13 protein-coding genes are annotated in these 17,633 nt (G+C 72.7%); 4 read left to right on the top strand and 9 right to left on the bottom strand.

Annotated features, from left to right (window positions below; all coding sequences use genetic code 11):
- Window positions 1-15: 15 nt before the first annotated feature.
- Window positions 16-1,671, bottom strand: coding sequence for a histone-like nucleoid-structuring protein Lsr2 (locus FKM96_RS21095; protein WP_147795654.1), 1,656 nt, complete (start codon window positions 1,669-1,671; stop codon window positions 16-18).
- 301 nt (window positions 1,672-1,972) lie between these two features.
- On the opposite strand from FKM96_RS21095, the gene FKM96_RS13365 reads away from it, so the two are divergent.
- Both FKM96_RS13365 and FKM96_RS13360 read left to right on the top strand, forming a co-directional pair.
- Window positions 1,973-3,109 carry a hypothetical protein gene (locus FKM96_RS13365; RefSeq protein ID WP_147795653.1) on the top strand — a complete coding sequence of 379 codons (1,137 nt, stop codon included), beginning with the start codon at window positions 1,973-1,975 and terminating at the stop codon, window positions 3,107-3,109.
- Window positions 3,110-3,168: 59 nt separating this feature from the next.
- The gene (locus FKM96_RS13360; RefSeq protein ID WP_168216984.1) at window positions 3,169-3,693 is read left to right on the top strand and encodes a thermonuclease family protein; all 525 of its coding nucleotides are present in this window, start codon (window positions 3,169-3,171) and stop codon (window positions 3,691-3,693) included.
- Window positions 3,694-3,793: 100 nt separating this feature from the next.
- On the opposite strand, the gene FKM96_RS13355 is transcribed toward FKM96_RS13360, so the two are convergent.
- Window positions 3,794-5,212, bottom strand: a complete 1,419-nt coding sequence (locus FKM96_RS13355) for a glycoside hydrolase family 1 protein (RefSeq protein WP_147795651.1) — start codon at window positions 5,210-5,212, stop codon at window positions 3,794-3,796.
- Between the two features lie 445 nt (window positions 5,213-5,657).
- On the opposite strand from FKM96_RS13355, the gene FKM96_RS13350 reads away from it, so the two are divergent.
- Together FKM96_RS13350 and FKM96_RS13345 are read left to right on the top strand one after the other, a co-directional pair.
- Entirely contained in the window at window positions 5,658-7,550 is a 1,893-nt protein-coding gene (locus FKM96_RS13350; protein ID WP_147795650.1) for a glucose PTS transporter subunit IIA, read from the top strand.
- Window positions 7,551-7,630: 80 nt separating this feature from the next.
- Window positions 7,631-8,485 (top strand): CAT RNA binding domain-containing protein, encoded by an 855-nt coding sequence (locus FKM96_RS13345; RefSeq protein ID WP_168216983.1) that lies wholly within the window; start codon window positions 7,631-7,633, stop codon window positions 8,483-8,485.
- A 40-nt stretch (window positions 8,486-8,525) separates the two neighbouring features.
- On the opposite strand, the gene FKM96_RS13340 is transcribed toward FKM96_RS13345, so the two are convergent.
- From FKM96_RS13340 to FKM96_RS13310, 7 genes are all read right to left on the bottom strand, one after another.
- Window positions 8,526-8,855 carry a hypothetical protein gene (locus tag FKM96_RS13340; RefSeq protein WP_147795648.1) on the bottom strand — a complete coding sequence of 110 codons (330 nt, stop codon included), beginning with the start codon at window positions 8,853-8,855 and terminating at the stop codon, window positions 8,526-8,528.
- Between the two features lie 88 nt (window positions 8,856-8,943).
- The gene (locus tag FKM96_RS13335) at window positions 8,944-9,321 is read right to left on the bottom strand and encodes a hypothetical protein (RefSeq protein ID WP_147795647.1); all 378 of its coding nucleotides are present in this window, start codon (window positions 9,319-9,321) and stop codon (window positions 8,944-8,946) included.
- Window positions 9,318-9,584, bottom strand: a complete 267-nt coding sequence (locus FKM96_RS13330) for a hypothetical protein (RefSeq protein ID WP_147795646.1) — start codon at window positions 9,582-9,584, stop codon at window positions 9,318-9,320. Before FKM96_RS13330 ends, FKM96_RS13335 begins: the two co-directional genes overlap by 4 nt.
- Entirely contained in the window at window positions 9,581-10,834 is a 1,254-nt protein-coding gene (locus tag FKM96_RS13325; RefSeq protein ID WP_147795645.1) for a C2 family cysteine protease, read from the bottom strand. The genes FKM96_RS13330 and FKM96_RS13325 overlap by 4 nt, the downstream gene beginning before the upstream one ends.
- Complete coding sequence (locus FKM96_RS13320) at window positions 10,831-11,148, bottom strand: hypothetical protein (protein WP_147795644.1); 318 nt, start codon at window positions 11,146-11,148, stop codon at window positions 10,831-10,833. The genes FKM96_RS13325 and FKM96_RS13320 overlap by 4 nt, the downstream gene beginning before the upstream one ends.
- Window positions 11,149-11,336: 188 nt before the next feature.
- Window positions 11,337-12,455: a hypothetical protein gene (locus FKM96_RS13315; RefSeq protein WP_147795643.1), complete on the bottom strand. Its 1,119-nt coding sequence runs from the start codon at window positions 12,453-12,455 to the stop codon at window positions 11,337-11,339.
- Window positions 12,452-17,614, bottom strand: coding sequence for a DUF6531 domain-containing protein (locus FKM96_RS13310; RefSeq protein ID WP_147795642.1), 5,163 nt, complete (start codon window positions 17,612-17,614; stop codon window positions 12,452-12,454). Before FKM96_RS13310 ends, FKM96_RS13315 begins: the two co-directional genes overlap by 4 nt.
- Window positions 17,615-17,633: the final 19 nt, after the last annotated feature.

Raw genomic sequence — 17,633 nt, 5'->3', positions numbered from 1 at the left:
CCTCGAAGCCCTCGCTCACGGCGTCACCTCCACCGGGTGCGCGTCGTGGTACCGGGCGACGACGTCCGCCGACAGGCGACCTCGGTCGCTCACCACGATGCCCTGGCCGCGCGCCCACTCGCGGATCACCGCCGGCGCGACGTCGGCGCGCGCCGCCACCACGCGCTCGACCGCAGGCGCCGGGGCCGACGGGGTCGCCCGCCCGTGCCTGGTCGCGGTGACCGTCGGCGCGGCCGCGGGCTGGACGTGGTCGAGCAGGACCCCGAACAGCTCCGGCGCGACGATGCGGGTGCCGAGGCGCTGCGCGTCCGCCAGCTTGGTGCCCGCGAAGCTGCCGTCGCTCACGAGCATGGCCGTGCGACCCGAGACGTTCCCTGAGACCCGCACGCCTGCGGCCTTGGCCCGCGCCTCAAGCACCGTCCGCACGTCCTCGTCGCACCCGGTGAACACCACCGACTCACCGACCCGCAGCGGCTCTCCGTGTGCCCAACCCTCGGGCAGCGGCGCCAGCCCTTCGCTCTGCCGGGCGTCGCGCCGGGCCGCGGCGGCGTCCAGCGACGCCAGCACCCGGCTCCGGTCCACACCCAGCAGCTCGGCCACCTCGTACAGCTCGGCGCGCTCCGCCTGAGTCACCCGGGCATCGGCGACCGCCTTGCCCGCGAGCGCGAGCAGGAACGCCTCGTGCGCGGCCGTGACCGCCTCCGGCGGCAGCTCCCACAGCTGCGCGATGTCCGCGAGCGCGCCGGCCTCGTCGTCGGTGAGGACGCCGTCCTCCAGGACCTCCGCGAGCAGCTCGACGTACGAGGCCGTGCCTTCCGGCGCACCGGTCGGGACGGCGTCCGCCACCGCGAGGTCGTCGAGCAGCTGCACGAGGCGGCGGTGCTCCCGGGGCTGCTCGCGGATCCGACGGTCCTCGCGGACGACGCGGACGGGCGCCGCGGGCACCACGGTCCCGGTCGGACCGTCTGGCCACGCCACTGCGGCCGCCTCGGCGACCAGCGCGTCATACAGAGCCGCCCCGCCCCGCCGTGTGCCCAGGTAGGCCTCGAGCAGACCGGCCGCCGCGCGGGCGTCGCCGAGCGCCGAGTGCGCACCCTCGTGCCGGACGCCCGCAGCGGCGCAGCAGTCGGGGAGCCGACGGCGGGCGAGGGACGGCAGGTGGCGGCGGCTCTCCTCGAGCGTGCACAGCGACGGAGCCCACGGCATCGCCCACCCGGCGCGAGCGAACTCGGCCCGGAGGAACCCGAGGTCGAACCGTGCGTTGTGGGCGACGAGCACGAGCCCGGACAGCCGGCCCGCCAGCGTGGCGACCTCGGCCGCGAACAGCGGCGCGTCCGCGACGTCCGCGGCGGTGATGCCGTGGATGTGCGTGGCGCCGACCGGGCCCTGCGGGTTGAACCGCGACGACCACTCGTCGATCGGCCGGCCCGCGGCGTCGCAGCGGACGACGCTGAGCTCGAGGACCCGGTCGCGGGCGGCCGCGAGGCCGGTCGTCTCGACGTCGAGGACGGCGAAGACGGCGCGCGGAGCCGACGTGAGGGGCGGCGAGGGGACCGCCACCGGCGTCGCGGCGCGCGTCGTCGGCGCGGGAGGCCCGACCTGGTCGAGCAGCTGCGCCGCTGTGGGCTCGTCCGTGCGCTTCCGTGGCCGCAGCCAGTCCCACATGCCCATGCGTCGTCCTCGGTCGGGGGTCGGGTCGTTGCCGGAGGCTATCGGCAGTTTGCCGGCCGGCGACAAGGGCGTCTGCACCCGGGTCGCCCGATCGGACGCGTGCAAACGCCGACGCGTCGCCAGGCCACGTCGTGCGAGGGCCGGACCGCGCTCGAGGGCTGAGGTGAGGACTGAGGGCTGGGATTCGTCAGACCGGCCAAGTGGCTGAATTCGCACGGGCGCGGCCGGTTTCGCGCCCCGCGATCGATTCCTCGGCTCTAGCCTCGGCAGGCTGACGATAGGTGGAGACGAAAGGTGCCCGATGAACGAGCCTGAGCTGACGCTGACACGGGACACCGCGACCACGGCACCGGCGGAGTTCGTCGCGTCGGCCAAGCAGGCCGCCCAGACCGACGGCTTCCAGGCGCAGATCTACAAGGCGATCTCGGTCCAGCGGCCGGTGGTGCTCGAGTACCTGCGGTCGTTGCGCCGGGACAAGCCGGACGCGTCCCCGGCCGAGCTCCTCAAGGAGCTGGACCGCCGCTACGTCGCGACCGTCACGACCACCAGCACGGGCGTCGGCCTCTCGGCCGCGATCCCGGGCGTGGGCATCCCCGTCGCGCTGGGACTCGGTGTCGCCGACCTGCTGTTCTTCTACGAGACGAGCGCGCTCTACGTCCTCGCCGTCGCGGAGCTCAACGGCATCGAGGTCGACGACGCGGCACGGGCTCAGCCGCTCGTCTTCGGGATGCTGCTCGGCGAGAAGTCGCAGAGCCAGGTGACCAAGATCGTCCTCGGCTCCATCCCCGGCCTCGACGCCGGCGACGCTCGCACCGTCGCGGCCGGGGTGGTCGGCAAGGCGATGCCGAACGGCTGGGGCGAGGTGCTCACCCAGCAGCTCCCCGACTCCGCGCTGGCACCCGTACTCACCATCCTCGCGCGCGAGGCGCTCAAGAACGGCGCGAAGATCGGCGCCGGCACCCTCGGCAAGGCCATTCCCTTCGGAGTCGGTGCCCTGATTGGCGGGGTCGGCAGCTTCACCTTCGGCCGCGACGTCGTGAAGTCCGCTCGGGTTGCGTTCCCCCAGCCGCTGACGGAGTTTCCCGCGGCGCTCGTGGAGTTCGTGAGGACTGAGCCTGAGTCCGTCGCCCCGTCGCGCGCCGCCGCTGCGTTGCAGAGCGCCGCCGACAGCGTCTCCGACTTTGGTGAGGACGTCTGGGGAACCGTGACGCGGGCGGCCGACGTCTTCCGGTCGGTCGACCTGGATGGCGACGGCGTCCCGGACGAGGCGCGCGCGCTCACCGCGGTGAAGGGCGCCGGGTCCGCGGTCAAGGGGGCGGGGTCCGCGGTCAAGGGTGCTGCGGCCGACGCGGCCGGCGCGGTCGGTTCGATGTTCCGCCGGAAGCGTGCCGCGGACGCGACCGAGACCGGGAATTCGGTCGAACACTCCGGAGCATGAGCGCGGTACGCACCGGCGCGAGTGCGACATCCCACCGTCGGCGCCGTGGACTCGGGGTCGTGGTGGTGATCCTGGCGGCGGTGGGCGCGGTCTGGTGGGCCCTGCCACGCCTCGGCCCGATCGACCCCGCTGACACCGAGAGCGCACCTGGCGCCCCCGTACGACCGCCGTCCGCCGCCGGTCCGGTGCCGGTGGAGCGGGTCGTCGACGGGGACACGATCATCGTGCTCCGCGACGGAGCCGAGGAACGAGTGCGGCTGCTCGGCATCGACACCCCGGAGAGCGTCAAGCCCGACAGCCCCGTCGAGTGCTTCGGCCCCGAGGCCTCCGCGCGCACGGCGGAGCTGTTGACCGGTCGGTCGGTCTGGCTCGAGAGCGACCCCACGCAGGACAGCGTCGACCAGTACGGTCGGACCTTGGCGTACGCCTGGCTAGACGAGTCGACGCTGGTGAACCTGCTGCTCGTCGCTGAGGGGTTCGCCTACGAGTACACCTACGGCGTCCCCGGCGTGCACCAGATGGCACTCGCGTCGGCCCAGGACGACGCCTCTGCAGCCGGACTCGGCCTCTGGGGCACCTGCTAGCTGCGCGTCAAGCCCAGCGCAGCGAAGTCGGGACGCCGAGGAGCGGGCCCCTTCGCCACAAAGGGGCCGCTCCTCGCCCGAGCGCACCGCGCACGGCGCGCTACCGCTCCAGGCTCCCCCCGTTCGTCCGGATCACCTCGGCGTACCAGTCGAACGACTTCTTCCGGTACCGCTCCAGCGTCCCTGAGCCGTCGTCGTGCCGGTCGACGTAGACGAACCCGTACCGCTTGCTCATCTGCGCCGTCCCCGCCGACACCAGGTCGATGCAGCCCCACGTCGTGTAGCCGAGCACGTCGACCCCGTCGCGCAGCGCCTCCTCCACCTGCACGAGGTGCTCGTTGAGGTACGCGATCCGGTAGTCGTCGACCACGGTCCGCACCCCGTCCACCTCGACCAGCTCGTCGACGGCCCCGAGCCCGTTTTCGACGATGAACAGCGGCTTGCGCCACCGGTCCCAGAACTGGTTCATCACGATGCGCAGGCCGACAGGGTCGATCTGCCAGCCCCACTCGCTGGCGACCAGCGTCGGGTTCGGCACGCCGCCCATCATGTTGCTCTGCCCTTCGAGCGCCCCCGGGTCGGCCGTCTCGCAGATGCTCGAGTAGTAGGAGAACGACACGAAGTCGACCGTGTGCTTCAGCGTCTCTCGGTCGTCGTCGGTGATGTCGAGCTCGACGCCGAGCTCACGGAGGTGCCGCAGCAGGTACCCGGGGTACTCGCCCCGGCAGTGCACGTCCCCGAACGCCAGCGTCTGGTGCTGCGCCCGCATCACGGCGAGCGCGTCGGCCGGCGACGGCGTCAGCGGGTACGCCGGCACCGCGATGAGCATGCAGCCGACCTGCGCGTCCGGGGCGACCTCGTGGGCGATCTTCGTGGCGAGGGCGCTGGCCACGAGCTCGTGGTGGATCGCCTGGTAGAGGTCGGCCGGCGACAGCTCGTCCTTGGGCGTGAGGATGGCGCCGCTCAGCAGCGGGGCGTGCAGCACGGCGTTGATCTCGTTGAACGTCAGCCAGTACGTCACGCGCGACCCGTACCGCTCGAACAGCGTCCGCGCGTACGTCGCGAAGTGGCCGATCATCTCCCGGCTGACCCAGCCGTCGTACCTCCGCGCCAGCGCCAGCGGGGTCTCGTAGTGGGAGATGGTGACCAGCGGCTCCATGCCGTGCTTCTCGCACTCGTCGAGCACCCGGTCGTAGAACGCCAGGCCCTCCTCGTTCGGCTCGGCCTCGTCGCCGTTCGGGAAGATCCGCGCCCACGCGATCGAGAACCGGAACGTCCGGAAGCCCATCTCCGCGAGCAGCGCGATGTCCTCGGCGTACCGGTGGTAGAAGTCGATGCCCTGCAGCTTGAGGTTGTCCGGCGTCGGCTCGTCGGTGGGCGGGCCCATGATGCCGCGGGGCATGACGTCCTGGATGGACAGGCCCTTGCCGCCCTCGTCGTACGCGCCCTCGCACTGGTTGGCGGCGGTGGCCCCGCCCCAGAGGAACCCGGGCGGGAAGTGGGTGTCGGTGGTGGTCACGATGGCGCCTCTCTGCGATGGGGGAAGGGGGCGCGGCTGACGTCGCGGATGGACCGTCCTCGGGCATGAAAAAAGACCTGCGCGAACCGGGCGCAGAAGGCCTCGGACGCGGCAGGTCTTGCCTGATCTGGTCAGTCACAATCCTGGTCGACGTCGCCATTCCTACCGTCGACCCGAGGGGCCGTCAAGCCCCTCTTCGCCCGGCCGCCGTCGCTACTCATCAGCCTGTGGACACCCGGTGTTGACAGGCGCTCAAGCCGCGCTGCTAGGTTCGCCGCAGTCGCCGCTCGACGGCGGCTCGTGCAGGTCCGGGGTTGTTACTGGCGACAGGCAAAACCCGAGCCGAGGCTGACCGGAGCATTGTTTCCGCCTGCCACCGGCTCGGGTTTTTTCGTGCCCGGAATCGCTCCGACGCTGCGCGCTGCGACCGGTTCGAGGAGGAATCGTGGCAACGGCCAGCAAGTACCAGACGATCGCGGACGACGTCCTGCGCGCGGTGGGCGGAGTCGAGAACGTCGTCTCCGTGACGCACTGCGCCACCCGGCTGAGGTTCCGCCTCAGAGACCGCGAGCGCGCCGACAAGGCCGCGGTCGAGGCGACCCGCGGCGTCATCACCGTCGTCGAGGCCGGCGGGCAGTTCCAGGTGGTCATCGGCAACACGGTCAACAGCGTGTTCGAGGCGGTCGCCGCCAGCGGCGTCGCGACGGAGGCGGCGTCCTCCGGCGGGTTCCTCGCGCGGGCCATCGACCTCGTGACGAGCATCTTCACGCCGTTCCTCTGGGTGCTCGCCGGGACGGGCCTGATCAAGGCGTTCCTCGCCGTCGGCGCGCGGATCTCCCCCGAGTGGGGCGAGTCGTCGACGTACGCGATCTGGTTCACCGCGGCCGACGCGATCTTCCAGTTCCTGCCGATCCTGCTCGCGATGACCGCGGCCAAGCGGTTCAAGGCGAACCTCTACACGTCGGTCGCGATCGCCTGCGCGCTCATCTACTCGGCGACGCTCCCGGTGATCCCCGGCACCGACGGCGCCGAGGTGACGCTCGACGCCTTCGCGGCGGGTGGCGGCGAGCTCACGTTCCTCGGCGTCCCGGTCGTCATGATCAGCTACCTGTCCGCGGTCATCCCGACGATCCTCGCGGTCTACGCCCAGTCCCACCTGGAGCGGCTGCTCGCCCGGTTCGCGCCCGACGCGCTGCGGAACTTCGTCACCCCGATGATCACGCTGGCCGTGATCGTCCCGGTCACGTTCCTCGCGATCGGACCGGTGTCCGACATCGTCGGCCGCGGGCTGTCGAGCGGCATCAACACGATGTGGGACCTGAGCCCGGCGGTGGGCGGCGCGCTCATGGGCGCGCTGTGGCAGGTGTTCGTCATCTTCGGGGTCCACTGGGGCCTGACGCCGGTGATGCTGCAGGACATGGTCACGCAGGGGTACTCGCTGCTGACCGGACCGCTGTTCCCCGCCGTCCTCGCCCAGGCGGGCGCCGCGGCCGCCGTCCTGATCAAGACGCGTAACCGCGACCTCAAGGGCGTGGCCGGACCCGCGACGATCTCGGCGTTCCTCGCCGGGATCACCGAGCCCGCGATCTACGGCGTCACGCTGCGACTGAAGAAGCCGTTCATCTACGCCTGCATCGGCGGCGCCGTCGGCGGCTCGATCGCTGCGGCGGGCGGGTCCGCGGCCGAGGGCTTCATCCTCCCGGGCGCGATCACGGTGACCGCGACGATGGGCATCGGCAACTTCACGATGCAGCTGATCGGCACCGGGCTGGCGATCGTCATCGCGTTCGCGCTGACGATGACGCTCGGGTTCACCGACATCCCGAACCCGCCCGCCGCCGAGGCTCCGAAGCCGTCGGGGGCGGCCGGCGGCGGCGTCGCGACGGCGCTCCGGACGCGGGTCGTGCTGGCACCCGTCGCCGGGCGGGTCATCGCGCTCGACGCTGTGCCGGACGCGGTGTTCTCGTCCGGCGCGCTCGGGCCGGGCGCCGCCGTGGTGCCGTCCGCAGGACGCGTGGTCGCGCCGGTCGACGGCGAGGTGATCACCGTCCTCCCGCACGCGTACGGCCTGCAGACCGTCGACGGCGTCGAGGTGCTCGTGCACGTCGGCCTCGACACCGTCCGGATGGCGGGCGAGGGGTTCGCCCCGGCGGTCACGCCCGGGTCGCAGGTGGTCGCCGGTGAGCTGCTGGGCGAGTTCGACCTCGCCGCTGTGGTCGCTGCCGGCTACGACCCCAGCACGGTCGTCGTGGTGACCAGATCGCCGGACGGGGTCGCCGTGACGGTGGCCGGCCACGGCTCGGTCGGCGAGGCCGACGCGTTGCTGCGGATCGGATGAGCCGACGAGTCGACGGCCCGGGTGGCGGTGGTGCGCCGCCACCCGGGCCTCCCGAGGACGGACCGCGTCGAGGAGGACGCATGCGCGTGGTGCGGGTCTTCAACAACAACGTCCTGCTGGCCGACGACGGCACCGGCGCGGAGGTCGTGCTGATGGGCCGCGGCATCGGGTTCCAGGCCCGGCCCGGCGACGCCGTGCGGGAGGACGACGTCGAGCGCACGTTCGTCGCCGGAGGCTCGACCACGCCCGAGCACATCGCGGCACTGCTCGAGGACATCCCCCCGTCGGACCTCGACCTGGCGCAGCGGATCGTCGACGAGGCGCGAGCCGAGCTCGGGCCGCACATCACCGCGCACGTGCTGATGCCGCTCGCGGACCACCTCTCGTACGCGCTGCGCCGGGCGCGCGCGGGGACAGAGATCGCCTACCCGCTGCAGTGGGAGGTGCTGCACCTGTACCCGCGGGAGGTGGCGTTCGCGCGGCGGTGCCTCGCGGAGGTGGCGTCCGCGACCGGCGTCCGACTGCCCGACCTGGAGGCGGTGCCGTTGGCGCTGCACTTCGTGAACGCGCAGCTCGGGGGCGGGGACGGCGGGGAGATGGCGCGGACGTTCGAGATGACCGAGGCGTTCGCGGCGGCGCTCGGGATCGTGCGGGCGCTGCACGGGTGCGTGCTGGACGAGGAGTCGCTGGAGGTGGCGCGATTCGTGACGCACCTGCGGTACCTGTTCGTGCGGCAGGCGCGGGGGGAGGCGGTGTCGGGTGGGGGGTCGGGGGCGGCGCTGCGGGAGGCGGTGCGGGGGGAGCATCCGCGGGCGTTCGACTCGGCGGTGGCGATCGCCGGGCTGCTGCGGGGGCGGTTCGGGTGGGGAGTGGGTGGGGAGGAGGAGGTGTATCTGGCGCTGCATGTGGCGCGGTTGGTGGAGGGGGCGGGGTGAGCTGGGCAGGACCGGCGGGGCGGAGCACCGACCGCCGGGGTCATCCGCGGCGCGGGGACAGATCGGCGGCGATCACCAGCTCGAGCGCAGACCACGCGGCGGCCGGCATCGTGGCTCGACGGTCACCCGGCGCCCATTCCTGCCACGAGCCGAAACGCAGCACGGAACCATCTCCTGGCTGCCGCCGCTCCTCGGCGTCCGGAACGCGCTCGAGCAGCCGGGTCCGGACCACCGGCGACAGGAGCTGCCGGGGGTAGGCGGCGGTCACGACGTCGACGCGTGGGCCCAGCGCGACCGGCTGCGGCCGGTCGCCGGTCGTGATCGGGCCGTCGCCGTACGGCAGCGCGTACCCCGAGCGCGTGCTGTCCACGAGGTCGCACCCGCCCACAGCAGGGCGTCCGCTCGCCGCTCGAGCCGCGTGACGTCGTCGGGGAATGCCGGCTCGGCGGTCGGGCGCGTCAGGGCCCGACGCGCACCCGGACCTGCACGGTGCCCCCGACGTCGCCGGGCGCCCCGTCGACGTTGATCCGCTCGACGGTGAGGCTGCCCCACCACGCCAGGCGCACGGACTCGCCCGGGGCGAGCGTGGCGACGGCCTCGGCTTCGCCCCGGCGCACCCCCAGCACCACGGTCTCGCCGTCGGACCCGGCGACGTGCACGCGCGCGCCGTTCACGCGGTTGTCGACCCCGCTGCGGACCGTGCGCTCCTCGCCCCAGAACGACCAGTCGTCAGACGCGGCGACGGCGAGCGCGGCGATCGCCAGGACGACGACCACGGGGGCGGCAACGCGCAGCCACCACCGGCGGCGGCGCCGCGCCGGTGCGGCGGCGGTCACAGGGACTCCACCTCGAGCGCGACCCGGCCGCGGCCGCCGGTCGATCCGAGCAGCACGTCCCGGACCGTCAGGCGCCCCAGGCCGGGCACGTCGAGGGAGCCACCGGGGTAGAGCGCGTGCCGCGACCGCGCCTCGGGCGTCGCGACGCCGACGGTCGCGGCGGGCGCACCGTCGGCATCGACCCCCACGTGGGCGACGGACAGCAGGGCTCCGGGCAGGCGACGCTGCCCACCGTGCACCAGCACGAACCGGGTGGTGCTCATCGTCCCTCCGAGACCGTGACGTTGTAGAACACCGAGGCGAAGTCCTCCGCGGAGACCTTGAAGGGCTGGCCGTCGTCCAGGCTGTTCCCGGGGCCCCACGGGTTGCGCAGCCAGACGCCGCCGTCGGGGTCGACCGCGTCCACCATGTAGGCGTGGTGCGTCGCGATGGCACCGTCGACCGTCTCCGTGCCGCCGCTCTCGGTGCGTCGCGTCACCGGGACCTCGTGCACGCTGCTGCCCACCTCGAAGGCATACTCCTGCGAGGCTGCGACGACGGACCGCCCGCCGTCCACCGCGGTGCGCAGCGCGCTCAGGTCGCCCGCGTAGCCGGCACCGCTCGTCGGCTCGTACACCGTCGGACGCTGCCCGGTGAGCAGCCGCATCGCCTCCTCCGGCGTGCCGCCGTTCGCGAGCTCCCGGTAGCCGAGCTCCTGGTAGGCGGCGGCCTCGTAGAGCGCCGCGATGCCGGGTCGGTTGCCCGAGAACGGCCCGACGCGCCAGTCCTCCTCGGTGGCCCCGTGGTCGAAGACGTGGTCGACGAAGACCTCCCTCGGCGTGCCGCCGGCCGGGTAGATCGTGATCCAGTAGCCCGCGCGGTCGGCGTCCCACCGGATGTGGTCCCGGACCCAGGCGTCACCGTCGTCGGTGTTGAGCACGCCCATGAGCGCCGCCAGCAGGTAGCAGTCGCCCATCGAGCCCTGCTGGATGTCCTCGGGGTCCCAGGACGCCCGGTCGAGCAGGTCGGGGCCGACGCGCCGGTCGGGCTCCGTGGAGTCGTCGTCGAACCAGCCGAACGGGTCCCACCAGCTCCCCGGCCCGTCGAGCACCGCACCGAGCGCGGCGGCGGCCTCGGCCGCGGCGCGCTGGGCGGTGGCGACGGCGTCGTTCTGGTCGCGCATCGCGCGCAGGCAGTCGACGCGGGCCAGCAGGTCGAGCGGAGCGGCGGCGACGCGTCGCCGGGCCGAAGCGAGCGCGGTGCGGGCCGTGGCGGCGGCGGCCTCCTGCCCCTCGAGGACGGCGGCGTAGCCGGAGAGCACCCGGGCTCCGCGCTCCATCGTGGACCCGAGCTCGCGGGCCCGGTCGGACAGGTCCCGCACCCGCTCGCGGTACCGGTCGGCGGCGGTGCCGTCCCAGTCGCGGTCCCGGGTGCGGTCGAGGTCGTCGCCGACGGCGCGCACGGCACCCGCGGTCGAGGTGAGCGTGTCGGCCGCGGCCGCCACCCGGCCCGGGTCCCCGGGGACGCCCGTCACCGGGCGACCGCGCGCAGGTGGGTTGAGAGCCGGCTCAGCGTCGTGGCGGTGCGCTCGTCCACCGCGGCGTAGGCGTCGGCGGTGGCACGCAGGGCAGTCCCGGCGTCGGTGACGTCGCGGGCGAGCGCGGCGGTGCGCTCGTCCACCTCGGACGCGAACGCCCGCACGGCGGCGGTGAGGACGTCGAACCCGTACGTGCCGGTGTCGCGAGGGAGCGCGTCGAGGTAGATGCGGTCGCACCGCCGACCGGCGTCGGCGAGGCGGTCGGCGCCCACCCGGAGATCGGCGAGCTCGACCCGCACCGTGCCTGACACCCCTGCCCCCACCTGCTCATCCAGCTTGCCGGGGCGATCCTCTCACCGCCGTGGGGTCGTCCGGGCGGGATTCACCGGGCGGACTAGGGCGAGCGGCCAGGACCACTCGTGGGGGTGGCGCCGTGCGGCGGCCCGGGGACGCCGCGGCGCTCAGACTGGCACCCGCAAGGGTGGGGCGTGGCCACGGGCTACCCGTGGCGCCGCGAGAGGTCGTCGGCGATCACCGGCTCGAGCGCGGACCACGCGATGGCCCGAGCCGCCGCCCGACCGTCGCCGGGCGCCCACTCCTGCCATGTGCCGAAGCGCACGACGGCGCCACCTCCCGGCAACGGCCGCTCCTCGGCGCCCGGCACGCGCTCAGGCAGCCGGGTCCGAACCGCGGGAGACAGGATCTGCCAGGGGTAGGCGGCAGTCACGACGTCGATGCGCGGGCCCAGCGGGACCGGCCGCGGCCGGTCGTCCGTCGCGATCGGGCCGTCGGCGTAGGGCAGCGCGTACCCCGAACGCGTGCTGTCCTTGAGATCGGCCCCCGCCCACAGCACTCCGTCCGCCTGCCGCTCCAGCAGCGCGATCAGGGGATCGAGACCGGCGGCGACCGCGGCGACGCTCTGCTCGCTAGGCAGCCACGCCGCTGACAGCGCCGCGTGCAGCACCGCCTCCAGCCGCAGGTACCGGTCCCCGTCCGGGGTCCGCCTCGCGAGCTCGACGGCTCCGCCGGTGCCGAGGACGGCGCCGACCGCGGCTGCAAGGTCAGCACCATCAAGGTCGATGGCGAACGGCCCTCCGGGTCCCACGACACCTGCGGCGACGCGCTCGCCCGCACCTCCGGTCAGCCAGGCGAGACCGATATCCAGCAGCGCGCCCCAAGACGCACACTCACGGGCGGTGAACGGAAAGCGTCGCTGTCGTGCGTAAGCCACGAGTTCACCGACCAGAGTCTCGCGATGCATGAGCACGAGGAACGGCGACTCCGGCATCCGCGGCGGAGCGTCGATGCGGACGCCGGCTCCGGCCCCGTCCCACGCCTCGGCCAGCAGACTGGGCAGTGCTCTGCGGCCCCGCGGCGGAACTCCGCCGAGGTCCACAGCCAGCAGGAAACCTCCCGGCACCGCGACCGGGTCCGCGACGAACGACGGACCGACTCCCTCGCCATCACCGACGTCACCGTCGTTCAGCGCGTACAGACGGCGCCGGGTTTCGTCGAGCGCCACCCGGGCTGCGGGCGTGTCGGCCGTCGTGATCGAAAGCGTGACGGCGCCGCCCGCACGGAGGAGCGCGCGGGCGGCGGGGGTGATCTGGGCGGTCACACGGGCACCGGGACAGTCACGGGGAGCGGCACCGGGAGCGGGATCCCCAAGAAGCGACCGAGTTCCTCGGCGTTGTACTTCAGCTGCGCCTTGGTGCGGACGTCGCGGCTCACCTTGTCGGCGGTGTCGAACCAGACGGCGCCGGGGGTGCTGGGGTCACCCCAGACCACGACCTGGTCAGGCGTGAAGTCGACCATGTTCTGGTACACGTAGAACATGTTGGCCCAGTCGGCCAGCTCGTACGAAGGTGCGAAGGCGACACCGAGAGCCCCTCCCCCGGCGACGTACCCAGCCAGCTGCGTCCTGACCGCCGCACTGTTGGCCCCACCGGCCCATCGCTTGACCTCGAAGATCCCCGACTCGTCTGTGACGATGTCGATGCGCCACCCACCAGCCGGGCCCACCTCCCAGTCCATCCCGTCGGCGACCGCGCGGTTGCCGCCGAAGACGCGCTGCCAGAAAGACAGACGGCGGTCGTTGAGCTCGCGGACCGTGAACATCTGCGCGGCGCGCTCGGGCCGGCTCGACTTCCAGTACGCCTGCCACGCGATGCTCGCGAGCGCGTAGTCACGCCCGATCGCGTCCGGAAGCGCGAGGTAGCCACGGGTGCGGAGGTTGCGGCCCTGGAAGCAGCCCCACTGACGCTTGTAGCCCGACGCCTGCGTGCACCCTGCCTGGCCGCCGAGCGCCGGGAGCGAGTACGCCGCGTCGGAGACCGCGCGCTGCCCTAGAGGGTCGACGTGGTTGACGGGGTCGTTGAAGCCGTAGACGTACCCGTTGTTGGCGCCCGCGGTCCCGGCGATGCCGTCCAGCGGGTCGCGGGTCGTGAACCGACCGGTCGTCGCGTCGTAGGACCGGTCGCGCAGGTACACGGTCGTCCCGAGGACGAGCTCGCCGCGGTAGCCGAAGGTCGGCTGGGCCGTGGTCGGGACGCCGATGCCGGCGCCGAGCACGTCGTACGTCACGCCCTGGACCCAGTCCCGGGTCTGCGCCGTCTGGAGCGGCGACCCGGAGGCGTCCACGCTGAAGACAGCAGTGGCCCCGTCGCTGCTCGCGCTGATGCGGTCGTAGCCGTAGGTGAAATCGGCGGCGTCCGGTCCGCTCTGCGCGAGCAGCTGGGGGACGGCGTCGGCGGACCACGTGTAGTCGGTGCTCGTCGCCGATCGACCGACGGTGCGGGTGAGGTCGGCGAGCAGCCCGTTGCCGGTGTAGCTCGCGGTGTAGCGCACCGCCGCCGAACCTGCGCCGATCGTCGTCGAGACCGGCTGACCCAGGCCGTCGTACGCGACCTGCTGGGCGACGCCGGCGCCGCTCGTCGACACCATGTTGCCCTGTGCGTCGTAGGCGTAGCGCACGGTCAGAAGCCCGGTCTGCGACCGCACGAGCTGGTCGGCGTCGTCGTAGGTCAGGCGCGTAATCAGCAGCAGCCGGCCGATCGAGGTGCGGTTGCCCGCGGCGTCGTAGCTGAACCGGATCGGCTCGCCCAGGACACCGGACCCGGCCACCAGCTGTCCGGCCTTGTCGTAGGTGTAGCGCCGCGTGATGAGGCCGGTCGACTCCGAAGCGACGCGGCCGGCCGCGTCTCGCACGATGGTCGTCGTGCGGGCCCGCCCGTCCCGGACCTCGGTGTACTGGGTGAGCTCCCCCGCGACGTACGCGTAGCGGCGCTCGACGCCTCCGGGGAAAAGCGCTCGGACGACACTGCCGTCCGCGTCGAGCTCGTACTGCGTGCGCTCGCCGTTCTCGTCGACGACGGAGGTCAGGAGCCCGTCGGCGTCGTACGCGTACTGCGCGACGCCGCCGTCGGGGTAGGTGATGCTCGTGCGACGCCCCGCCGCGTCGTACTGGTACGACACTGCGGATCCGTCGTCCTGCGTCGCCGACGCCAGCCGACCGTTCTCGTAGGCGTAGGACGTGGTGCCCGCCGACGAGGTGCTCGTCGCGACACGGCCCGCCTCGTCGTACGTGTGGCTCACCGAGGTCCCGTCGCTCGCCTCGACGGAGAGCACCTGGTCGTTCGCGCTGAACGTACGGTCCTGCACCGTCCCGTCGGGCAGTGTCGTCTGCACGCGGTTCCCACGAGCGTCGTAGCGGTGCTCGGTCCGGCGGCCCAACGGATCGACCACGGCGGTCTCGCGCCCAGCCGAGTCGACCTCGTACATCGTGGTCCGCCCGAGCGGGTCGGTGACGGCCTGGACATGTCCGGCGTCGTCGAATGCGTAGCTCGTCGTCGCCCCGTTCGCGTCCGTCGACGTCGCGAGGCTCCCGTCCGGCGTATAGCTGAAGTGCCGCTCACCCCCGTCTGCGGCAGTGATCGCGACGAGGTCACCGCGCAGGTCGTACGACTGCGCCGTTCGGCGCCCGGCGGCGTCGACCGTGGCGACGACGCGTCCGACCGCGTCGTACTCCGTGCGCGACTGGAGTCCACTCGGCGAGGTCACCGCGACCGGTCGGTGCACGGCATCGTGCTCGGTCCGCGTCACCCGGCCGGAGGGCGACGTGACGCTGGTCTGGTCCCCGGCCTCGTCGTATCCGTAGACCGTAACCCCGCCGTCGGACGCGGTGCTGCTCAGCAGGCGCCCGCCCGGCGAGTAGATGCTCGTCGTCGTCCCGTCCGGGGTGGTCACGGTCACCGCGCGACCAGCGGCGTCGTAGGCTGTCGACGTCGTCGTGCCGTCGGGGGCGACGTTCTCGATCTCCCGGTCCAGCAGGTCGTACCCGTAACGGGTGACGGCACCGTCAGCATCGGTGGAGGCGGTCACGTTGCCCCGGGCGTCGTACTGGAGCGCTGTCGCGGCGTCGCCGGTGCTGCTGCTGGTCGCGCGCCCCTCCACGTCGTAAGCGGTCTCGGACCGCGTCCCGTCGGAGGTCGTCGACGCGACCACACGCCCGTAGGCGTCGTACTCGAGGGAGCTCTCGCCCGCCGGCCCCTCGACCGACAGCAGGTCGCCCTGAGGGCTGTACGCGTACGTGGTGGTGCGACCGCTCCGGTCCGTGGTGGAGACGACCTGTCCCGCGGCGTCGTACTCCCACTCCTGCCGCGCGCCCGTCGGGTCGGTGGTCGACAGCAGCCGCCCGGCAGCCGAGTACGTGTTCGTCGTCGTGGCGCCGACCGCGTCCGTGGTCGAGAGGACGCGCCCCGCGGCGTCGTAGGTCGTCGAGGTCACACCCCCCATCGGGTCGGTCGTGCTGAGCAGGCGCCCCGCCTCGTCGTAGAGCCACGTGGTGCGCGCGCCGCCGGGCTCGACGGATGCTACGGGTAGCCCTCGCGCGTCGACCTCGAGGGCAGTCCGATACCCGTCCGGGTCGGTCGACGCGACCACGACTCCGTTCGCCAGCTCGTACGTTGTGACCGCGCCCAGAGGGTCGGTGACCGTGCTCGGCTGACGGTTGTCGCCGTCGTACGCGTAGGTGGTGGTGTTGGCGAGCGCGTCAGTCTCGGATGTGACCCGGTTCAGGTCGTCGTAGGTCCACCGCGTCGTGGCACCCGCCAGGGTGCTCTCGACCACGTTGCCTGCGGCGTCGACGGTCTGCGAGAACTCGGTCCCGTCACGTTGCGTGCCGCCCACCAGGCGGTCTGCGTCGTCCCACTCCCGCTCGACCGCGGCGCCGTCAGGACCCTCCACCCGGACCGCACGGCCGTCCTGGTCGTGCGTGTAGACCACCTCGCTGCCGTCGCCCTCGACGACCGTGGTGACCCGGTTCTCCGTGTCGTAGACGAAGCGGAGCGTGTTCCCGTTGGCGAGCTCCTGCGTGTCGACGCGCCCGTCGGCGTCGTACCTCGTGCTGAGCGCCACGTACCCGTCCGGGTCGGTGATGGTCGCGATACGACCGTCCGCGCCGTGCGAGAACTCCGTGACGGCTCCCACGGCGTCGGTCGTGCGGGTCAGCAGGCCGGCATCGTCGTACGCGTAGAGCACCTCGCGACCGTCCGACGTCGCGACGGCCGCGACCTGGTCCGCCCACACCTCGTCGTAGCGCAGGTTGAGGGAGTCGCCGTTCTGCGCGTCGACGGTGACCAGGCGCCCACTCTCGTCGTAGGTGTATGTCGCCATCTCCGCGTCGGCGTGCACCTCGATCTGGCGCCCGTCGGCGTCGTACCGGATCGATGTGCCGTCGCGGAAAGTCAGCGCCCAACCGTCCTCCAGCTGGACGAGCTCTGCGTGGAGGCCGATGGGGACCGACCAGCCGTTGCCGTCCTGCACGATGCTCCATCTCGCACCCGCCGGGTCGACGTAGACGACCTCGCCAGCCGCCGCGCGCGTCGGAACCGGTCCGCCACCGCCGTCTGCAACCTCGAGCCGACTCAGCTGCGCGACCGCCCACCCCTGGCCCAGAGCGCCGGCCCGCACGTCGAGCGCGTTGTACGTCCGCTCCCATGTGAGGAGCGGCGACGCGGGCATCCGCAGGTCCGTCACCGGCAGCACGAAGTTGCCCGTCGCGGTGTTGACCGGGTCGGCGGCGAACGAGAAGTGGGGCGCCGACCCGAACGTCTCGCCGACGGGCCGCGTGATCCCCGGGACGTCGCCGTCGACCGGGAACGTCACGTTGTCGACGGCAAAGCCGGCTGTCTCGTTCTCGACCGCGTACACGCGGAACGCCGCCATGCCGGGCTGGTCGATCACGATGCGGGCGATGCCCAGCTCGTCCGCCGCGACGGTGAGGAGCTCCCCACCGTCCTGGCCATAGGTCGTGACCTCGACGCTGCCGGGATCGTCGATGTAGCCGACGTCGAGTTGGAGGTGATCAACCGTGCGAACGGCACCGGAGGGCGTCCTGAAGTAGCCCTCGATCTCACCCTGGTAGGTCGGGGTACCCGACAGCACCGGGCTGGTCGGATTCGAGCCGTCTCCGGTGATGAACGGATCGTCACCGCCGAAGTCGATCCCCCACTCGCGGTACTGGTTCGTGACGTACGTCCCCGAGGGGAACTCCGAGAACGTGATCGTCACCAGCGATGGGGCCTCGACCGCCCGAGTGTCGGCGGAGCGCGCCACCGGCGCCTGCTCCCCCGCCCGGATCACGCTCTGGACGAAAGGAGACCCCTCAGACGACCTACCACCCGTTCCGGCCGGGGGCTGGTCCGCCGTCGCGGTCGGTGCCGCGAGCGTCACCGCCAGCACCGCCGTCGTGGCGATCGTCGTGAACCTCGCGAGCATCGTGTCCCCTGCCTCGAAC

Source organism: Cellulomonas sp. Y8, from assembly GCF_008033115.1.
Classification (GTDB): domain Bacteria; phylum Actinomycetota; class Actinomycetes; order Actinomycetales; family Cellulomonadaceae; genus Cellulomonas.
Note: the sequence above shows the minus strand (reverse complement) of the source record. Positions and strands in the feature narration are given on the sequence as shown.